This window comes from Paenibacillus sp. FSL L8-0435, assembly GCF_037965655.1.
GTDB lineage: Bacteria > Bacillota > Bacilli > Paenibacillales > Paenibacillaceae > Paenibacillus.
Window position 1 is genome coordinate 1248904 of sequence record NZ_CP150185.1, and the last position, 20291, is coordinate 1269194.

Annotated in this window: 17 protein-coding genes; 7 read left to right on the forward strand and 10 right to left on the reverse strand. The window is 48.5% G+C overall.

The window, feature by feature from the left end; all coding sequences use genetic code 11:
- Positions 1–7: 7 nt before the first annotated feature.
- Entirely contained in the window at positions 8–895 is an 888-nt protein-coding gene (locus NST33_RS05575) for a sugar phosphate isomerase/epimerase (protein ID WP_076214488.1), read from the reverse strand.
- Positions 896–1024: 129 nt separating this feature from the next.
- On the opposite strand from NST33_RS05575, the gene NST33_RS05580 reads away from it, so the two are divergent.
- On the forward strand, positions 1025–1921 hold the full coding sequence (locus NST33_RS05580; protein ID WP_339307181.1) for an AraC family transcriptional regulator: 897 nt from the start codon (positions 1025–1027) through the stop codon (positions 1919–1921).
- Positions 1922–2073: 152 nt separating this feature from the next.
- Here NST33_RS05580 and NST33_RS05585 read toward each other — a convergent pair whose 3' ends face one another.
- Positions 2074–2757: a serine/threonine protein kinase gene (locus NST33_RS05585; protein WP_339307183.1), complete on the reverse strand. Its 684-nt coding sequence runs from the start codon at positions 2755–2757 to the stop codon at positions 2074–2076.
- 414 nt (positions 2758–3171) lie between these two features.
- Between NST33_RS05585 and NST33_RS05590 the strand changes: the two genes are divergently transcribed.
- A complete protein-coding gene (locus tag NST33_RS05590) occupies positions 3172–4089 on the forward strand; it encodes a PD-(D/E)XK nuclease family protein (RefSeq protein ID WP_339308619.1) in 918 nt (305 codons plus the stop codon).
- A 166-nt stretch (positions 4090–4255) separates the two neighbouring features.
- Here the strand turns inward: NST33_RS05590 and ald are convergent, their stop codons facing one another.
- Positions 4256–5389 (reverse strand): alanine dehydrogenase, encoded by a 1134-nt coding sequence (gene ald / locus NST33_RS05595; protein ID WP_339307184.1) that lies wholly within the window; start codon positions 5387–5389, stop codon positions 4256–4258.
- A gap of 189 nt (positions 5390–5578) precedes the next feature.
- Here ald and NST33_RS05600 point away from each other — a divergent pair, with 189 nt between their 5' ends.
- Positions 5579–7249: a PucR family transcriptional regulator ligand-binding domain-containing protein gene (locus tag NST33_RS05600; RefSeq protein ID WP_339307186.1), complete on the forward strand. Its 1671-nt coding sequence runs from the start codon at positions 5579–5581 to the stop codon at positions 7247–7249.
- A gap of 59 nt (positions 7250–7308) precedes the next feature.
- Here the strand turns inward: NST33_RS05600 and NST33_RS05605 are convergent, their stop codons facing one another.
- On the reverse strand, positions 7309–7599 hold the full coding sequence (locus tag NST33_RS05605) for a hypothetical protein (protein WP_221819011.1): 291 nt from the start codon (positions 7597–7599) through the stop codon (positions 7309–7311).
- A 319-nt stretch (positions 7600–7918) separates the two neighbouring features.
- On the opposite strand from NST33_RS05605, the gene NST33_RS05610 reads away from it, so the two are divergent.
- Positions 7919–9988, forward strand: a complete 2070-nt coding sequence (locus NST33_RS05610) for an ATP-binding protein (protein WP_221819012.1) — start codon at positions 7919–7921, stop codon at positions 9986–9988.
- Positions 9989–10035: 47 nt separating this feature from the next.
- Here the strand turns inward: NST33_RS05610 and NST33_RS05615 are convergent, their stop codons facing one another.
- A complete protein-coding gene (locus NST33_RS05615; RefSeq protein ID WP_221819013.1) occupies positions 10036–11745 on the reverse strand; it encodes a sigma 54-interacting transcriptional regulator in 1710 nt (569 codons plus the stop codon).
- 237 nt (positions 11746–11982) lie between these two features.
- Here NST33_RS05615 and NST33_RS05620 point away from each other — a divergent pair, with 237 nt between their 5' ends.
- Complete coding sequence (locus NST33_RS05620) at positions 11983–12138, forward strand: hypothetical protein (protein WP_221819354.1); 156 nt, start codon at positions 11983–11985, stop codon at positions 12136–12138.
- Positions 12139–12275: 137 nt separating this feature from the next.
- Here NST33_RS05620 and NST33_RS05625 read toward each other — a convergent pair whose 3' ends face one another.
- The 4 genes from NST33_RS05625 to NST33_RS05640 all read right to left on the reverse strand — a co-directional run bounded on the left by NST33_RS05625 (position 12276) and on the right by NST33_RS05640 (position 15434).
- Positions 12276–13151, reverse strand: a complete 876-nt coding sequence (locus NST33_RS05625; RefSeq protein WP_221819014.1) for an SDR family oxidoreductase — start codon at positions 13149–13151, stop codon at positions 12276–12278.
- A gap of 29 nt (positions 13152–13180) precedes the next feature.
- A complete protein-coding gene (locus NST33_RS05630) occupies positions 13181–13660 on the reverse strand; it encodes a hypothetical protein (protein WP_221819015.1) in 480 nt (159 codons plus the stop codon).
- A gap of 127 nt (positions 13661–13787) precedes the next feature.
- Positions 13788–14345: a MarR family transcriptional regulator gene (locus tag NST33_RS05635; RefSeq protein WP_221819016.1), complete on the reverse strand. Its 558-nt coding sequence runs from the start codon at positions 14343–14345 to the stop codon at positions 13788–13790.
- Between the two features lie 165 nt (positions 14346–14510).
- Positions 14511–15434: a proline dehydrogenase family protein gene (locus NST33_RS05640; RefSeq protein WP_339307190.1), complete on the reverse strand. Its 924-nt coding sequence runs from the start codon at positions 15432–15434 to the stop codon at positions 14511–14513.
- Between the two features lie 293 nt (positions 15435–15727).
- On the opposite strand from NST33_RS05640, the gene pruA reads away from it, so the two are divergent.
- Together pruA and rpoN are read left to right on the forward strand one after the other, a co-directional pair.
- Positions 15728–17275, forward strand: coding sequence for an L-glutamate gamma-semialdehyde dehydrogenase (pruA, locus tag NST33_RS05645; protein WP_076251309.1), 1548 nt, complete (start codon positions 15728–15730; stop codon positions 17273–17275).
- 86 nt (positions 17276–17361) lie between these two features.
- Positions 17362–18666, forward strand: a complete 1305-nt coding sequence (gene rpoN, locus NST33_RS05650) for an RNA polymerase factor sigma-54 (protein ID WP_339307192.1) — start codon at positions 17362–17364, stop codon at positions 18664–18666.
- A gap of 122 nt (positions 18667–18788) precedes the next feature.
- Here rpoN and NST33_RS05655 read toward each other — a convergent pair whose 3' ends face one another.
- Complete coding sequence (locus NST33_RS05655; RefSeq protein ID WP_221819019.1) at positions 18789–20222, reverse strand: aspartate ammonia-lyase; 1434 nt, start codon at positions 20220–20222, stop codon at positions 18789–18791.
- Positions 20223–20291: the final 69 nt, after the last annotated feature.

Genomic DNA, 20291 nt, shown 5'->3' on the forward strand with positions numbered 1-20291 from the left:
TGGTTTCCTATACTGGATTTGGCACAAAATCGCCGCCGCGGCATTGTTTCAAATATCGCAAAGCATGCACCTGTCCGGTCATTTCGAGTTCGTCTTTGTAGACGGGATCATGCCAGCCTTCAATATCAATCGTGCCCTGATAACCGTTCTGACGCAGAATGGTGATAATGTCTGCCCAGTTGTTATCCCCGAAGCCGGGTGTGCGGTGCCAGACAAATTCACGTGGGCCATGCACGCCGTATTCCTTGACAATATCCCAGGCAATCGTGGCATCTTTGCCATGTACGTGGAAGACTTTATGAGCCCATTTGCGTAGCTGTGGAATAGGATCAATCAGACTGGACATTTGATGGCAAGGCTCCCACTCCAGGCCTACATTTTCATCCGGAACAGCATCAAACATCATCTCCCAGGCCGTCGGATTATGGGCGATGTTCCAGTCGCCTGTCTGCCAGGTGCCACCCATATCACAGTTTTCAAAAGCAATGCGTACACCCCGGTCTGCTGCCCGGCGTGCCAGTTCGCCAAACACTTCCTTGAACCGGGGGATGGACTCGTTAATGGGTTGATCGGTCAATCGTCCGGTGAACCCGGAGACGATATCCGCACCGAAGAGTTGTGCGTGATCAATCACCCGCTCCCAGCTTGCCAGTGTATCGGCGTTGTCTCCGGCTCCCGTTAGCGGGTTACCAAATACACTCACCGCGGAGATGACAATGCCTTGTTCGTCCACAATTTCACGGACACGTTTGGCTGTCTCTGCCAGGTCCAGATCACCAGTCGTTTGCCAGAAGGTCAGGTTAAATGATTCGAAGCCGTGTTGCATGATCTGCGGGATAACGCGGACGGCGTCCTGCCCGCCTACAAGGGTACCGATGCGTAATGATTTATTCATGGTTGTATTTCACTCCAATATTGGCTTATAGTACTTCGTGACACACTCATTATAGCCGTGGATTAACGGGATGGCTCTAAACAATCTTGTGTAATAATAGTCGGATCTTGTGAAGAGGGGGAAGAAGTCGTGCTGGATCTGAAAGCGCTTCACGAAAATACCCGAATTGATCATAAATCGCATCCGTTTCAGCTGTTCCAAAATCGGTGTTCAGATATGAAAGCGGAAGAATGTATTCTGTATTTGCATTGGCATGAACACTTTGAACTGATTGTTATGCGCAAGGGCAGTGCGCTGTTTCATATTGATAGCAAACCTTATGTGGTTCGAGCAGGTGAGGTCATCATCATTCCTGGAGGTACACTGCATGTCGGATATGCTCTGGATGAGGGGGATGTGCATTATGATTCCGTTGTGGTCAACCGTGCACTGTTCCATGATTTCACTCATGATCCTGTACATGAGCAATATGTCGCGCCGTACTTGGAAGGAAGGGTGAGGTTTCCGGTCAAACCGGCAGAGGAAAACACAGCCTGCACAGGCTATTATTCTTTGCTGAATGAAGCTGTGGAGGAAATGGCATTACAGCCCCCGGCTTATCAGCTCGTGGTGAAATCCAAGCTGCATGCTTTGTTCACCCTGCTTGCGCGTACCTTTATGCCGCAGCAGCTACCGGATAAAACGGTCGGATCGTATTTTCCAAACCGCGAACGCTTCAAACAGTTAATTGCGCAGATTGAAGCGGACCCTACAGGTAAGATGTCTGTTACGGAAGCGGCAAGTCATGTGGGATTGAATGCGTATCACTTCTGCAAAATGTTCAAAAAGCTGACCGGACGTACCTTTGTGGAATACGTGAACGGGTGCAGGATGAGTGAAGCAGAGCAACTGCTGCAAGGCAGCAGTCTGACCATTACGGAGATCGCCGCCAGAGTTGGCTGCGACAACGCCAACTATTTTACGAAATTATACAAACAATACAAGGGCATGACCCCCTCGCAGGGACGTGGAAGAAAAGAAGATTGAGCACGACCAGTTTACCAGTAGTCTCGAATAAAATGTCTATAAAGATGGTTGTGACCCTATGAGAATAACCCGGATAAAGGCCTCTTCAAGGCTATTATCCGGGTGGTTTTGATTCAATAATATCAAGACAATTATCTACGTGTACAACGTGCTCATTTCATAAATCTGGAGAACAATCTATTCGCTTTCTTGGCGAGGTCGTCCATTTTGACATTGGCATGATCGAGTTGATTGTATCCCCATTTGATCGTTTGCAGCATGCGTGGAGATATGGGCGTTCCTTTGATTCGTGGATAGATGTTGTGATAGGCCCAGACCAGATGCTCCCAGCGATTGTCATTGCCGTCTTGAATATACTCGGAGACGTCAATTACTTTCCCGCGTCCGTTCTGGAGGATTACATTTTTCAGATGAATGTCACGAGGGTTCAGCCCGCGGCTGCGAACGGCTTCTCGCGCTGCGTCCACATCGAGCATGACCTGCTCGGGGACGGGGATTCCTTTTTCCAAACATTCCAGCAAGGTATCCCCAGGTTCAAAACTGATCACGAGTACATTCCGGCCGCTGCCATAATAGGTAGGGAAGTATGTCAGGCCTTTGAGCTGCTCGTATACCTGTTTTTCATTTTCGAGTTTGTCCAAGGCATGATCCGAGTACATCTTGAAGGCATACTGCGGCAAGCCGTCATACATAAATACAGCCGCGTCTGTACCTGTGCCAATGCAATTCAATCCTTCTACATCGCCGATGATGTTCACGAGCTCATTCCGGTCGCTTCCGATGACTTGGATCTGTTGTAATGCTTCTTCCGCCTGGAACCAATCCGGTCGATTCATGGGTAGTGCCTCCTTTTAGGATATGCCTGTACAATTTTTTTATAAAATAAACACGTTCTACAATCGAAAAAAGACTAATTAGCGTGTCTGGGGTTCGTTAGTTTCCATAAAACCTCATAATCCACGTGATAAGGTGTGTGAGATTCGTTAGCGCGGGCCCCCACTGGCCCTGGGTTAGACCCATACTAACATCCCGGTCTGGGATTCGCTGCCCTCTATGGAGTATATTAAGCGTTCTGCTCCGCAATTTCATCTTTTGGTGATGTTACTATATAAACGATACGGATCGAATCGGAAACGGTTGCGTCAGAAGAAAATAACGGAAGCATGCTTGCGGCAATGTTGCCCGGGCTTTATACTGTGAGCATTAAGGGATCTCATGCAGATCCGGCATACAGAAAGGCAGAATACCTTATGGCACAATACCCGCAATGGTCTTATTCGCAGTCGCGGGCGAGTATGTTCGATGAGTGCCTGCGCAAATATTATTATCATTATTACGGTGCCCATAACGGCTGGAAGGCAGACGCTGCTGATGAGATGCAGGTTCGTCTGTACCGTCTGAAACAGCTCAGCAATCTGTACCTTGTCTTCGGGGATCTCGCACATCGGATGTGTGAGTCGGCGGTACGCAGCAGGGAAGAGGGCAAGGATAAACCGCGTGAACACTTTCTGGAACAGACGATACGCAAGCTGCTGAATCAGGCGTATGTGGAATCCATGGATGTGGATCAGTGGCGGCTGAACCCCAAGAATCGCACGATGCTGTCGGAGATCTATTACGGGGATGATACGTTGAATGACCGGATTGCCACGATTAAGGAACGGGCTTCGGCCTGTGTCAGCAACCTGTACCAGACGCTTACGTGGGAGGACTTGTCCCGGGCAAGTACGGACATTCTGGAGATTGAGAAATGGGATACCATGATGCTGCACGATACACGCGTGTATGTGAAGATGGACTTATTGTATCGGCGCAGTAACGGCAATATTGTCATTGTGGACTGGAAGACGGGCAAGGAAGATGACTTCTCCGATCAGCTAATGCTGTACGCATCCTATGTGAGAGAACACTACCGGGTTCCCTTGGAGCAGATTGAGCTGCGAGTGGAGTATCTGTTAACCGGGAAGCACCGAGAATTTACCGCAACGGAAGAGGATATAAGGAAGGTAGAGGAGAACGTAGGCCGTTATATCGAGGAGATGCGATCCTGCGTGGAGGATGAGTATTATAACCGTCCCAAGGACGTCACCTACTTCACAGCGATGCCTTCGCACCGGTCCTGCCGGGATTGCAACTTCCGCGAAGTGTGCAGTGAGCGAGCAGTTTGAAGCGCCAAAAACCGGAGCAACCTAAAGGCCTTATACCAACCAACAAGCTATCCTATGTGAAAAAAATCAAGAAGCGCAAGCCGGGAACATCATCTGCCCGACTTGCGCTTCTATTGCGTTCCACAGGCCTGGCAACAAGGCGCCGGGTGGAACGATCATATCAAGATTACTGGACAGCGGCGGTATTCTCCAGCGCCTGACCCGCCGGAACATAGGCATGCCCGAGATCCCGGGCGACCGCCTCATACGTGATGTGTCCATTCAGCACGTTGACCGCGCTGCGAATGGACGAACTGCTGCGAATCGCGGCTGCTGCACCGTGGTTGGCCAGCTGCAGCGCATAAGGCATGGTGGCGTTGGTCAGCGCCACCGTGGACGTCCGCGGCACGGCGCCTGGCATGTTCGCCACCGCGTAATGCACGACGCCATGTTTCACATAGGTCGGTTCATCGTGGGTTGTGATATGATCAATGGTCTCAACGATCCCGCCCTGATCAATCGCCACATCCACAATGACCGAACCCGGTGCCATCGTCTTAACCACTTGCTCGCTGACAAGTGTTGGCGCCTTGGCGCCCGGAATCAGCACCGCACAGATCAACAGATCTGCCGCAGCAACAGCTGTTGCAATGTTGGACGGGCTGGATACCAGCGTCTGGATCTGATTGCCGAAGATATCATCCAACTGGCGCAGACGATTCAGATTCAGATCAAGGATGGTCACATCGGCGCCAAGACCAATAGCAATTTTGGCTGCATTTGTTCCAACTGTACCGCCACCAATAATGACCACTTTCCCCCGACTGACGCCTGGTACACCGGACAACAGAATGCCTTTGCCACCTTCCGTTTTCTCCAGTAGTTGTGCTCCGATCTGGGAGGCCATGCGGCCTGCAACTTCACTCATAGGAGTTAGCAGGGGGAGGGTATTGTTAACCTCCAACGTCTCATAGGCAATAGCCGTTACCCGACTTTTAATAAGGGCTTTGGCAAGATCCGGTTCCGCTGCGAGGTGCAGGTATGTGAACAGAATCAGGCCCGGACGAAAATATCCATATTCACTGGCAAGTGGTTCTTTCACCTTGATGATCATATCGGCTTCGGTCCAGACTGACTTGGCATCAATCCGAATCTCGGCGCCCGCAGCTTGATATTCATGATCCGTGAATCCACTACCGATCCCCGCGCCTTGTTCAATCAGTACCTGGTGACCGGCTCTGATGAAATCAGCAGCCCCGGCCGGAGTCATTGCTACACGATTCTCATTGTTCTTGATTTCTTTGGGAATTCCGATTCTCATCACCATGCACCTCGTCCATTTATTGGTTGTTAGATTATACTACAAGTTTATGACTTGAATAATCGTTTTGCACCTTACTTCATGTCTAATTTTTAGGAATCGAACTCAACATATTGTCGAAAAAGACTGTTCAGGACATTTGTCCATAGATTATAATGTAAGAAAAAATAACACAAAGAGGGATCGATATTGCGAAATGACCGTGTGTTTACGATCAAAGATATCCTTGCACGTCCAGTATTTGGCCGAGCACGACTAGCGGCAGGGAAGGATGGAGTGAACCGTCAGGTTGGTTGGGTTCATGTATTGGAGATTACAAATGTATCTCCATTCGTAAGCCCTCATGATCTTATTTTATCCACTGGACTGTGGCTTCAATCGGAAGAAGGACGCGAAGAGTATCTGCTTCAGCTCATTGGCAGTGAGGCAGCGGGGCTATGTGTGGAGTTTGGTACCAGCATATACGGAATCCCGGAAGAACTGATTGAACTGGCGAACAGACACCAGTTTCCGCTGATCGTATTTGAACAACCGGTCCGTTTTGTCGAGATTACACAGGATATTCACTCTCTGCTCATTAATCATCAACACCAGTTGCTGAAAAGTCTGGAAGCATACTCCCGTCAGCTTCAGCAACGAACATTACAGAGTACGGATATGTCTGCTGTGCTGAACCTGCTGCATGAGTATGCTACCAAACCGGTGGTGTACATTTCGTCCATGGAGCCAGGCAGTTTTGTGCCCGAACTTGTTCCGGAGATGGAACAGGCCATCTATACCTGGTATGAGCATGAGGTAGAACATCTGGATTTGAATGATTCAGATACCGAATTATGGTTCCACATCGAGGAAGAGAAGGCTCTGCTGTGTCATCCGGTCGTCTGTTTTGGCCAGGTATTTTCGGCTGTAGGCATGATTGTGCATCCCGCAGCTCCAGTCGAATATCTCAAGTTGTTGCTCGACTATACAGCGAAGGCGGCGGCAGCGCTCACGCTTCGTTCCCAGTTTCTTGAGGAGAAGATGGTTCGCAATCAGAATGAACTGATCCAGGATCTGATGAATGGCAACATCCATCAGGAGGAACAGGCTCAGACTAGAATGGGGCTTCGTTTGCTGGTGAAGGGACAGTACTGGTTTGCAGGAGGGGTCATCGAGATTGAGCATCGACTGAAGGGTACAGGCCGGGAGAGAATGGAAGCCAATCATCAGGATGTTCTTGTCCTGCTGCGTTCCTTGCTCAAGAAGAACAATCTGCCTAGCCTGATTATGCTGAAGAACAACCAGGTATATCTATGCTGTGCGAAGGAAGCGGTAACGGCTGCTGCACGTCATCAACTGCTGCGATTGCTGGAGGGGATTGCCCAGGACGTGAAACGGTTTGCCAGTCGTAACTTGAAACAGGTTATGATTCATGTGGGATTTGGCAAGTTACGCAACCGTTTGACCAGCCTGCCGGAGAGCCTTCAGGAGGCCTATCAGGTGATCGAAGTTTCAAGATCGGTAGATCTGATGGAACATGTTCACTTTTACGAACGTATGGGTATATATCAAATGTTAAAAGCGTTACCCCAATCCTTCCTGCAACCCTTTGTCCAGGATCACCTGGGTATGTTGATTGAACATGACCAAACGCATCACCTGCGATTGGTGGAGACGTTGGATGCGTACCTGCAGAACTTTGGTTCCAAACGGGATGCAGCTGCCCAGTTATTTATTCATCGGCAAACGTTGTACAACAGACTGGAGAAGCTGGAAGAACTGATGGGTCCAGGTTACATGGATCAAGGGAGAAGAATCTGTCTGGAGATGGCGTTACTCGCGCACGCGATGATCGAGAATGGGCAGTGGCAATCCTCTTGATGGGGTGAAAGGGATGTAAGACAGACTGTGCACCCATCTTACACTACCTTGAGCACAGTCTAGCAGTTTTTACTGATCCGCCGAGTCCGTTGTAACGAGGCGGGAAGGTGTTGCAGGGTAGGAGTGGAGCGTCGGCCCCGATATAGCTTCGTTTGACCGGAGGATGGTGCCAGTGATAAGGAAGAAGGTGCAGCCAGCCGATACGGGGGGGATGACCGGTCAGGGCGTCCTTCCGGTTCTGCGTCGTTGTCCTCCATTGAAATGCCACTTTGGTGTAGCCATTCATTAAGTCGTTTGGGATTGATTCCGAGTTGTCCGCTCAGATTACAGATATCGAGGTTTATTCTCACACAAATCCGCCTTTCCTGGAATATCGGGCTGGTAGTAGGGTATGAAAGGGAAGCATGAATTCGAGATCAGTAAATGCTCATGTAACATGTTGATTGCAGTTTGATCGGCGGAATGATCCATTATGATAAGAAATAATGCAGAGGCGTTTATGTATACCTTGTTATACGTTTCCATGTCCGCTGTTTTGAATATTTCCATTAAATTGGCTTTTAACAAGATTCTATCACTTCACATGCAATTGCGCGTCTCAATATAGTCTCAATTTTGTGAGAGAAAAAAGTATATTAAAAGTACCAGTATCTAGTACGGAGGACATATATGGGAAACAGTAGTGAGGCAAAATACGACAAATATGTTGAGGATGGCAAACGTTTCATTGGTCGAACCAAGGAACTGACGACACTGGAGCGGTGGTTCAATCATCCGGAAGCCCCATTAACCATATTTTCAATTACGGGCATGGGAGGCATTGGTAAATCTTCCTTGCTTTCAGAGATGTTATCTGTCTCTCGGGATCGAGGTGCGACGGCAATATGGATGGATGGTCGATCATGTGGGGCAACTCCTTCCGTTTTTATGGATTATTTGTCCTCTACATTAGGCTTGGAAACAATGGATAGTGAAGGATACCCGCGACCATTGAGTCTGCTGAGAGACACATCGATCGAGAAGAGATTGGTCCTGGCCGTGGATAATTATGAAGAGCTTGCTCTGTTAGAAAGCTGGTTCATGGAAGTCTTTGTATCCAAACTTCCGTTAAGAGGGATACTTGTCATTCTTGCATCACGCCCGGAACTGGCGTCCACCTGGCGGACACATCCCCGATTACATCAGAGGTTTATACAGATGAGGCTTCAACATTTCACAGTGGATGAGATTACGGAATATATCACGTTGGCAGGCTTTCTGGATCAGGGGATGGCAGGTACCATTACACGAATGACCGATGGACATCCGCTGGGGCTGGCCCTTGCTGTAGAAGCTGCGGATCAGAGGAGGAATCTTCCACAGTCCGAATGGGCTGAGCTATCACACATGATCAGTGCACGATTATTATTGGAACTGACGAATTCCCATCTACATCCCATGGTGGAGGTACTGACACTGATTGAGACAGCCAATCAGGAATTGTTATCATCTGTCCTGGACATGACTGTGACGCAAGAAGACTACCACATGCTGAGACAGATGTCGTTTATCCGTTCCAGTCCGGATGGTCTTGGACTGCATGACATGGCCAGGGTGCATCTGCTCCGGGATTTTCGACAGCGTGAGCCACATCGGTTGCAGACAATGCGTATCAAGATTGCGAAGCTGCTGAAACCGCTACATGAACACGCAGGGGCTCATGAGCGTCGTCAAATCGCCCGAAAGATGCTGCTGCTCTGTCAGGAATCCATGCTTCAATACCGCAAGTACGCAGACGTGTCTCGTGATTCCCTGTTCTCCCCTCTTGAGACGATGAGAAAAGAGGATCTGCCCGCTCTGCACAGCTTGTTACAGCAATGGTGCGAGTACAGCGTGGAACCATGGCAGGCTGTGTCCTACGGTCCCTTCCTGGATGAGTTGGCACACCGTTTTCCCGAAGGAATCGTATTAATGCGTGACAAGCTTGGGGAGACAATCGCCATGTTTATCACGGTACTTGTACATAGGGGTAGTAGTGAGCTGCTTTTGAAATATTTTCCGAATGAGATGCAGGAATGCTTCACTCTACAGGAGCTTGAGAATGACCCCGATCAGAGTGATACTCACTTTGCATTGCTGGCTGCGGCAAGAGATGATGTGCCTGGTTATACACGAGAAGAACTGGTGGGATACATGGCACTTGATCGACTATCTCTACTGGGTGATGGTGCGAGAGCGATGCTCGTTGCAACGAATCCTCACCTGAAACTATTTTTGCAAAGTATTGGATTCCAGATGCGAAGAATCCGCACTCGTGTCTGTGACAGATTCGAGGACCGGGCGGACATACTTGATTTGGATTTGCGTAGCGGGCAATTCGGAGAGTGGGTCATGTCTCTGCTTGATCCGAAATCAACAGAAGATCGTATACAGCCGGAAACAACAGAAGTGGATGGTGTTATCTGGACTGAACAGGATGTTCGCAAGATGTTGGGGGATCTTCGTTCCCCGGGAGAATTGCATGAATATGCTGACAGGGTTAGAGGAGTAAAGGATGGAATCCAGTTACAGCTGTATGTCATGGATCTGTTGGAAGGCAGAGTGCATGGCCTATCTCCACAGGATCAGATGCTGTTATACGCGGCCTACTGGACGCATGCTGGCAATCCAACTGCCGCAGCCCAGACGTGTTCCATGAGTCGGGCGACATTCTATCGCCATCTCAGAACAGCGCTGACTCGCTTGGCGCGGATTTTGTAGGGTTCTATTCGTTCATCATACCGATAATGACGACAAGAAGAGGCTGGTCATAGACCAAGCCTCTTCATGCGGTTATAGAGTGTTGCCCTGGAGATGCCAAGTTGCTTGGCGAGTGTTCGTTTGTTGCCACCTGTTGCTTTCAGATATTGAATTAGAAGTTGCGCCTCATAGGTGTCCAATTTTTGCTGGTAGGTAACACCCGAGACAAGTTCGGAATCATTCGAGGGATCTAATTCGTCCACATTTGCAATGGATCGAGGTTCTGGTTCTGCTCCCGCCGAATCCTGACGTTGCTGATTTTCGTTGTTGGCATATGAATGAATTCCGGATGTCAGTTGAACTTCGGACTGTTCATGCATGGTGAGGGAAGTGAGGGTATCAGGCAGGTATTCCTGCTTCACCTCACCATCTGTCGTCAGAATGGTCAGGCGTTCGATCACATTTCGTAATTCACGTACATTGCCTGGCCAATCATATTGGAATAGCAATTTGAATACTTCGGGTGGAACCAACTCAATATGACGGTTATACAGCAATGAGAATTCTTGAAGGAACGTTTGGGTTAATTCATATAGATCTTCCTTGCGCACACGCAGAGGAGGGATGACAAGGTTAATGACATTCAGCCGATAGTAGAGATCTTCTCGGAATTGATTGCGGGCAATCATACTCCGTAGATTCTGATTGGTTGCTGCGATAATCCGGCAGTCGGCCTGCTTCATTCGCGTTCCCCCCACAGGAAAGTAACTCTTCTCCTGCAACACCCGAAGCAGTTTCACTTGCAATTCCAATGGCATCTCACCGATCTCATCCAGAAAAAGGGTACCCCCTTCGGCAAGCTCGATCTTGCCCTTTTTGCCTTTGGGATCCGCTCCGGAGAATGCGCCTTTCTCGTAGCCGAATAATTCACTTTCGAACAAGGAAGCGGGAATTGCCCCGCAGTTAATCGCGATGAACGGTGCCGTCTGCAATTCACGAAGATCATGAATGGCTTTGGCGAATAACTCCTTGCCTGTGCCACTCTCCCCGAGAATAAGTACGGTTGCTGAGGTGGTGCTGATCTTGCGAATGGTCTCCAAACACTGGTGAATCACTGTGCTGCTGCCTTTGATGCGAGCAAAGGGATCTGTGTCAGGACGCAGTCTGGCAACGGCTTTTTCCAGATGTTGGACTTTGGATGTCATATGTAATAGTTCCTGATGTAATCGAATTTCAGTTGTTATATCCACTTCGGCAGCAACTGCACCAACAATATGTCCATCCAGTTGGACAGGACGAGCATTAATCAGGGCGAACAGGTCGGGCCGTGGCTGATGCTGTTTGCGATAGACCGTTTCGCCGGTATACAACGTCTTGAGAGACTGAAGTCGATCAGGCGGAAAAAAGTCTGCCGCAGGCTGTCCGATAATATCATTTTTGCTGATCGAAAAAACATGCTCCGCGCCAGTTGTCCAGTAGGCCACCTTGGCATCTTCATTAATTAATGTCAGAGCTGAACCCGCTGTCTCCAGTGTGGTCTCAAAATAAGCTTCTATTAGGCGATGCGCATGCATCATGGCATGCAGGACATCGGATACCACGATATATCCCAGTACAGGACCTTCATCCTGAATGAACAGATAAGAAGATGTGTCGAATAAGGAGATGGCATCTACCAGCGATGTCGATGAAGGGATACAGGGGGTGGGGGGGACTGTATCCAGAGTACCCATATCCGTGCGCAATAAAGACATTAAATCTGGAAGTAAATGTTTCATCGGTATCACCTCAGTTTGGGCATAACTTTCAGAACTGTACCTGTTACAAGGAACTCTTATGGTCGGAGTAGATGGAAATATTTGAGTGAGATAGTTAACCATAGTATAGCTTTCAAAGTGAAGTGTGTATAGATTTTTTGACATGAATCATACATAAGGCAATCGGAAATCGTGGTTAATGTTGTTTTTGTAATGCTGGGGACTACGCGGTGTTTTTCATCGTTGCCCAATCCAGGAATGATCATTATCACTGCTGCATCAAGTGATGTACTGACATTACGGAATCATTCCAGTGCATCGGCAGTTGATCTGCAGACCCTGGCAGGCGAAACACAGATCAATGCGAATGCCTCTATCCTAATGCTACAATTTAAGTGGTTAACTTTTGAATAATAAATGGGTGTGTCCAGAAAAATAGACATTTAAAATTGTGGTTCTCTTTAAAAACATTATTATCGCCTATGATTCCTGTAGATCTCATAGTTGTTTGTCCATAATTCTTTATGACTTTTCGTTATTGTCTAACTTGGTTACAGTCTCGGTTTAAATGCATCTCGATGCTCTCTCAGGAATGCATCAAGTGAGCGCGGCGCTCTGCCAAGCAAGCGTTGAACGGTATCCGTCGGCTTCTCTGGCACAACGGTAGACATCGTCTGAATTTCCACCACGTGGTCTGCAAGCCAAGGAGGCATCTGTCCATGTTCGATCAGATCCGTTCGAAGCTCCTCGGGTTTGAGGTTGAGGAATCTGATCGGCCGATTGAACAGGGTGGACATTTTATCTGCAATCTGTGCATAAGTGAATGCTTCGGAACCCGTCAGCGTATAGATGCGGTTCACTGGTTTGTCTCTAGTCAGCACTTCTGTGGCAATATCTGCGATGTCTCGGCAATCAATGAAGTTGCACGGGGAATCTCCAATGCAGCCGAAGAATACATCTTGGGTTGTAATGGTTGGTGCGAGTCGGAGCAGATTTTGCATAAAAGCATAGGGGCGCAGCATTGTATATGTCATCCCGGATTTCACTAGAGCTTGCTCAATTTGTTCATGCCAGCCTGCTACAGTTACTGGTGAACGTTCGTCATATGCGGGGCTGGATATTTTGACGACATGCTCCACTCCCTCTTGTGCAGCCATCTGAATAATGGATGTCTCTAGTTCCACTTGTTTAGGGTTGTTGGATAACGCTAGAAATAGTTGACTGGTACCCGCCAAAGCTCTGCGCATGGATTCGGAATCATTTGCATCGGCAGCACAGATTTCAATCCCGGACAACGCCAAGTCCGCCATTTGTTGACGAAGCTTATCCGGCTTTCGACTTACTGCCCGAACGGGAATACCTCTTTCCATCAAACGTCTCAAAAGTGCATTTCCAATCATCCCTGTTGCTCCAATAATAGTAATCATGTTTCAATCTCTCCTTATAATGAACTTGTTTATTTGATAATGTAAGCTCGCCAGCGCCATGTCATGATCGTACAAGCTATTGCACCGGACAATGGAAAATCGAACCCAATATGATCCAACCAAGCCCATGAAGAACTCGGGTTTACGATCTGCAATACATTAGAAATCCCCCACGCCGCCACCAAGCCAAACCCTGCGCCTGCAAGTGCCAAGCAGCCCACGACAATGATCCGGGGTGCTTTCGCCACCCACCGTGTGCGGTTCTTACGGTTACGAAGCCAGAGTCCGGCCCATAGAGCCATAAGCAGAGACGCCCCTCCAATCGTTGTTAAAGCTCGTAACTGAAGGACCTTATCAGCGGTAACGATTCCCCCGATGCTTGCCATGATGGCAGGAGACAAGTAGGCCGGAATTAATTCACGCCACAGTACAAAAGGTTTTGGGGGAGGATTAGCGGCTCGGTTTGGATAAGCTTCCTCGGAATGAATGGGGTCATTAAGGTTAACCATATCACTACTCCTTTTTTGTTTAGAGATCACTGATTTGCTTTCATCTATATATAATTAGGAGCCTAACTATATGGGGGTGAAAATGGGCTAGTTGAACTAGCCCGGTTCACCTTTCTTTGTTATGCTCCTAGGATTTTGGTTCGGAGAAGTCGTGTGACTCATCTGTAAGTGCAGTAATACCTTGTGTTACACGCCCCAGCAGGTTGAGAAACACACTCCTTTCCTCGATCGTAAGTAATCCGACCATCGCTTCCAGTCTGGCAAAATGTTCCGCAGCCATATCCGTTAGCTTCTTCGCACCTTTGGCGGTCAAAATGACTGACTTCTGACGACCATCAACAGAACTGGTCCGACGAGCAACCAGTCCGTCGCGTTCTAAAATCTCGATTAAACCAGTTACGGTAGCACGGGTTACACCCAGATTTTCCGCCAGTTGGGAGGGCAGTTCTTCTCCTTCGTGATCTTCAAGATCTGCCAACAGACGATATCGCCCTGTCGATAAACCAAATCTGGAGAAATGGATTTCCGCAGCATGCCCAAGTTTGGCTCCTGCTACCATCAGTCTGGATGCGACAAGCACGGCTTGTGCATCCACGTCTAATTGATAGCGATCAACCTGACGCTTCGTTTGTACTAACGAAGGGATGAGGTACATATCAGTTGTTGATTTGTTTTGATTGTCCATGAACATAGTATGGTACCTAACTATATAGTTGTCAACTTTTGTTTAGACCATTCGTCAAGTTGGATGCTCTCGTAAAGTGTTCGCACAGAAAAAACCATGTGCCGCCAGAAAGAAAGAGACAACATGGTTTTCTTTTTCATATATATTGATCCGGCCGGAAACTAACTATCGGAACATATTCTTAACGACCATCCAGAGATTAGCCGGTTTTTCGGCCAAACGGCGGGTATAGTACGGATACCACATGGTGCCATAAGGGACGTAACAGCGAATGCGATATCCTTCTTTGGCGAGACGTTCCTGTTCGCTCATGCGCAGACCATATAACATCTGGAATTCAAAGGCATCCGGCGAGATCCCCCGATCCTTGGCGTATTGTTTCGTCCAGTTAATGATGTGATCATCATGCGAGGCAACCGCAGTGTACACACCCTGATCGAGGTGATTACGAATCATTGTTTTGAATTGATGAATGACTTCAGAAGTACTCTGATAGGCGACTGATCCGGGTTCTTTGTAAGCACCTTTAACCAGACGAAGTCGAATGCCTTCCCGAATCATATCACGTGTATCTTCTTCCGTGCGATGCAGGTAGGCCTGCAATACTGTGCCAGTATTATGCAGTCCTTCCGAGTGCAGTCTTCGCACAATATCCAGCGTTGCTTGAGTAAATGGACTATCCTCCATATCAATTCGGACAAATAGATCATGCAATTTGGCTTGTGCGGCAACGGTACGGATGTTTTGATAACCCTCTTCCGGGTCAAGTGCGAGGCCCATCTGGGTTGGTTTCAGCGAGACGTTGGAGTCTGCGCCTTCACGTGCAATGCCTTCTACCAGTCGTACATACTCATCCCTGTACAATGCAGCTTCGCTCAGGCGGGTGATGCCTTCGCCCAGATGATCGAGCGTAGCCATAATGCCTTTATTATTGAGTATGTGGATCTCTTCGAGAGCTTCTTCCAAAGTGTTTCCTGCAATAAACTTGCCTGCCAGCTTCTTACCATATTTAATGGACAGGTTCTCTACAGCTTTGTTGCCTGCCACGGTTAATAAGGTTTTACGATATATTTCCGTTCCCACACTCATTTTCGTTTCCTCCTTCAGCATTGTGCATCCTTAATTCAAGCAAGAAACGTGCCAGATTTGGCGATGATCTATTATTTTTCATGGAAATTTTCTGTTTAAATTGAACTTTGAAGGTTGTTCTGTCATCGGAGTGGGCAGTGTGAATTTTCTTAAGTTAAATTTAACGAGAAAAATATTTCAATTCCAACCGGAGTTGGCACGGATTTTGCTACATATATTTGGTGATGAGTAACATGCAAAATAATTCAGGCGAGCAGCCAGCGAATCCCACATCCTGAAGGAGGAATCATTTGATGAATATCCCTTTTGTTAACGAACCATTCACACCTTTTGCGGTCCAGGCGAACCAGGAAGCATTTGAAGACGCACTTCGTCAGGTAGAAGCTGAACTTGGGCAGGAATACCCGATTATTATTGGTGGGCAAAAAATAACAAGCAGCCGCACGTTAACTTCCGTGAACCCCGCAGCCAAGAATCAAGTTGTCGGAACGATCCATCAGGCAGATCAGGAATTGGCCGAAAAGGCCATTCAGACAGCGGCGGAGACATTCCACACATGGAAACATACCGACCCGAATGAACGGGCTCGTTATCTATACAAAGCAGCTGCCATTATGCGTCGTCGCAAGCATGAGTTCTCTGCATGGATGGTCTATGAAGCTGGCAAGACTTGGCCTGAAGCCGATGCGGATACAGCGGAAGCCATTGATTTTATGGAATTCTATGCACGGGATATGCAGCGACTGAGTGAACCGCAGCCCCTCGTGCGGATTGCAGGAGAAGATAATGAACTGAGTTATATACCGCTGGGTGTGGGTGTTGTTATTCCGCCTTGGAACTTCCCACTGGCAATTATGGCAGGCATGACCTCTGCTGCACTGGTATCCGGCAACACGGTGGTATTAAAGCCGGCCAGCACAACTCCGGTGATTGCCGCGAAGTTTATGGAGCTGCTCGCAGAAGTTGGCCTGCCGGATGGCGTCGTGAACTTTTTACCAGGACCAGGCAGCGAAGTGGGCGATTATCTCGTGGATCATGCGCTCACCCGGTTTATCAGTTTCACCGGTTCCAGAGATGTAGGACTGCGAATTAATGAACGTGCAGCACGTACAGCTCCAGGTCAGAAGTGGATCAAACGAGTTATTGCAGAAATGGGCGGCAAGGATTCCATCGTAGTAGACAGCGACAGTGATCTGGAACTCGCGGCAGAGTCCATTACCGCTTCGGCATTTGGTTTCTCAGGACAGAAATGTTCGGCGTGTTCCCGCGCCATTATTCATAAGGATGTATATGATGAAGTATTGCAAAAAGTGATTGAACGGACACAGAAACTGACGATGGGCAGTCCACTTGAAGTTGGCAGTCAGGTTGGGCCCGTTATCGATGACAAGGCCTATGCGAAGATCACGGAATATATTGAAATCGGCAAGGGTGAGGGGCGTCTTGTGCACGGTGGCGGTACAGGGAACGTTGAAGGTTATTTCATTGAACCAACCATCATTGCCGATGTTGACCCGAAAGCCCGAATTGCTCAGGATGAGATTTTTGGACCTGTGCTTGCGTTCATCAAAGCCGAATCTTTCCAGGATGCTTTGGATATCGCCAATAATACGGACTATGGTCTGACCGGCGCGGTGATCTCACGTAATCGTGAACATCTGGAACAGGCAAGACGCGAATACTTTGCGGGTAATCTGTATTTCAACCGGAAATGTACCGGAGCACTGGTGGGCACACATCCATTTGGCGGATTTAACATGTCAGGCACGGATTCCAAGGCAGGTGGAAGAGACTATCTGCTGTTGTTTACCCAGGCGAAGCTGGTATCGGAGAAATACTAGACAGAAACTCATGATCCGATCAAAAACTTCTTACATTCGCTTGAATAGTATGCTATTATCCCTGCAACGTATAAGGAGGGTAACGGATGTTAGGTGTTCAGTTGGTACAGGAACAACGTATTCGGCTGTCCATCACGCCGGAGATGAAACAATCCTTTCATTTGCTAACCATGTCTGGCCAGGATCTGACCCGTTACTTGCTGGATGCGGCGGAGGAAAATCCAGTACTTGAGCTGGAAGAACAAGCTGCGCCTCTCGCCCGGATTCCGCGGCGAATGGATCAGCGCAGGTATGATTCCTATGATCCGTTGCTTCAGGCCAAAGGTGCCGAACCTACTCTGGAACAATTGCTGATTGCGCAAATTCGAGTGATGACAATTTCAGACGAATTGGAAAATATGGCCGTATATTTGGCAGGGTGTGTTAATGACGATGGTTATCTGACGGTTGAACTGCCAGAGGTGCAAGCAACACTTGAGCTTCCGATGAGCAAGATTGCAGCTGGGCTGGAGCTTCTCCAATCGCTGGACCCTGCTGGTGTAGGGGCGCGGAATCTGCAAGAATGTCTGTTGCTCCAGATTAGACGTGATCCATCAGCCGCGCTGAATGCGGAGCGGATGGTGGAAGCCGGATTGGAAGCGCTGGTTCCTTTTCACCCAGGTAGAACAGGGAGTCGATTAGGCATGACTTCGCAGGAAGCTCAGACTGCCTATGACTATATTACACGTCTCGATCCCAAGCCCTGTCGATCCATCGGATGTACAGAACGGCCACATTACATTATTCCGGATGCCATTGTCGGATTGCGTTACGGTGAGGCCCATTTTAACCTGCATGCAGCAGGTAACCCTCGTGTATCGATGAATGATGCGTGCTTCCACTGGATCAGGGAAGAGGCTCCGGACGCAATCTGGTCTACCCGCGTGGCAGAGGCGAGGGCTATCATTCGGAGTGTACACTTGCGGCGCAAGACTTTAGTGCGTGTGCTGGCGGCAGTGATGGAAGAGCAGAAGCACTTTTTGCTCAAAGGCCCATCCGCACTAAAACCACTTAATCTGGCTGTTATTGCAGAGAAGATTGGCATGCATGAATCAACGGTAAGTCGTGCGGTGAACGGTAAATACATTGAGACCCCACATGGGGTATATGAACTCAGGGCTTTTTTTGCCTCGGGAATCAGTACAACGTCAGGGGATAAAACATCAGCATCAGTGGTAAAACGCAGATTAAAAGAAATCATTCGCACGGAACAGGCTCAGCGTCCATACTCGGATAGTCGTTTGGCTACACTGCTCGCCGAGGAAGGGATTGTCATCTCCCGCAGAACGGTTGCCAAGTACAGGGAGGAACTTCAGATTCTGCCTTCCCTTGAGCGTAAACGGTGGGCTTAATCGAATAGCTGGCGTCTTATCTTCTCTGAATACACAAGAACCCCCGCAAACCGGATGAACGGTCTGCGGGGGTTCTTGTTAATCATTCGTGTATGGGTTGCTGTACCAGTTTTCCTGATTACCTACAAACGTTCCATATTACGCAGGAAGTGTTCTCCGGCAATCCCTGGTGTAGTCATCTGTTCCGGATGAAGAATCTCTTCCAGTTCTTCCGGTGTGAGCAATCCGCGTTCCAGAATAATCTCTTGCAAGGAAAGTCCAGTCTTGAGCGCTTCCTTCACGATGGAAGCTGCTACATTATAACCTAAATGCGGGTTCAACGCCGTAACCACACTGAAACTTTGGTTCATGATTAATTCACAGCGCTCACGGTTAGCTTCCATCTCTTCAACTGCATAACGCGTGAAAACATCGATGCCGTTATTCATAATTTTCAGCGATTGCAGCAAGTTAAACGCAATAACTGGTCCCATGACATTCAGCTCGAATTGACCGGCTTCACACGCCATACAGATTGTATGGTCGTTCCCCATCACCTGGAAGGATACCTGGTTAATGACTTCCGCCATAACGGGGTTAACTTTGCCCGGCATAATGGACGAACCTGGCTGACGTGGTGGCAGGCGCAATTCATTAAATCCTGCACGCGGACCCGAAGCCATCATGCGAATATCATTACAGATTTTGGAAAGGCTAACCGCACATACCTTCAGCGCTGCTGAAAGTTCCAGATAGGCATCTGTGTTCTGCGTTGCATCCACGAGATCCTCAGCTGTTTGTAGTGGAAGTCCGGTAACATCAGACAGGTGCTCTGTAACCTTGACGATGTATTCGGGTTTGGCATTAAGTCCTGTACCTACGGCAGTTGCACCCATATTAATGGTAAGCAAGCGGCGATTGGCGAATTCAAGACGCTCAATATCCCGTCCGATTACACGGGCATAGGCTCCGAATTCTTGTCCAAGGCGAATAGGTACGGCATCCTGAAGATGGGTACGGCCAACCTTGACCACATCGTTGAATTCCAGTTCTTTTTTACGGAATGCATCCTGTAGTCTTTTCATGGTAGCGAGTAACGTCTCCGACAGTTGGTACGCCGCAATGCGCAGTGCTGTAGGAACCACGTCATTAGTAGACTGGGACATGTTCACATGATTATTTGGATTGCAATGGAAGTAGTCTCCCTTGCTTTTCGTTAACAGTTCCAGCCCGCGGTTGGCCAAAATTTCGTTCATATTCATATTCATGGAGGTGCCTGCACCACCCTGAATGGAGTCTACAATAAAATGATCCAAATGATGGCCTTTCATCATTTCTTCAGCCGCCATGACGATCACATCGCCAATCTTGCTCGGCAGCATTTTCAACTCCATGTTGGTAATCGCTGCTGCCTTCTTCACCGCAGCCAGAGCCGTGATCAGCTCCCGGTGTACCGGAACGCCGGTAATCGGGAAGTTTTCCACGGCCCGTACCGTCTGAATTCCGTAATAAGCATAAGCCGGGATTTCTTTTTCACCGATAAAATCTTTCTCCGTCCGTGTGGACATAGTAGACATCTCGTTCGCCTCCAGTGGCATCAATAAAAATAGTTCGGCTTCAGTGTTGCTGAAGCGCACTCAGTATAT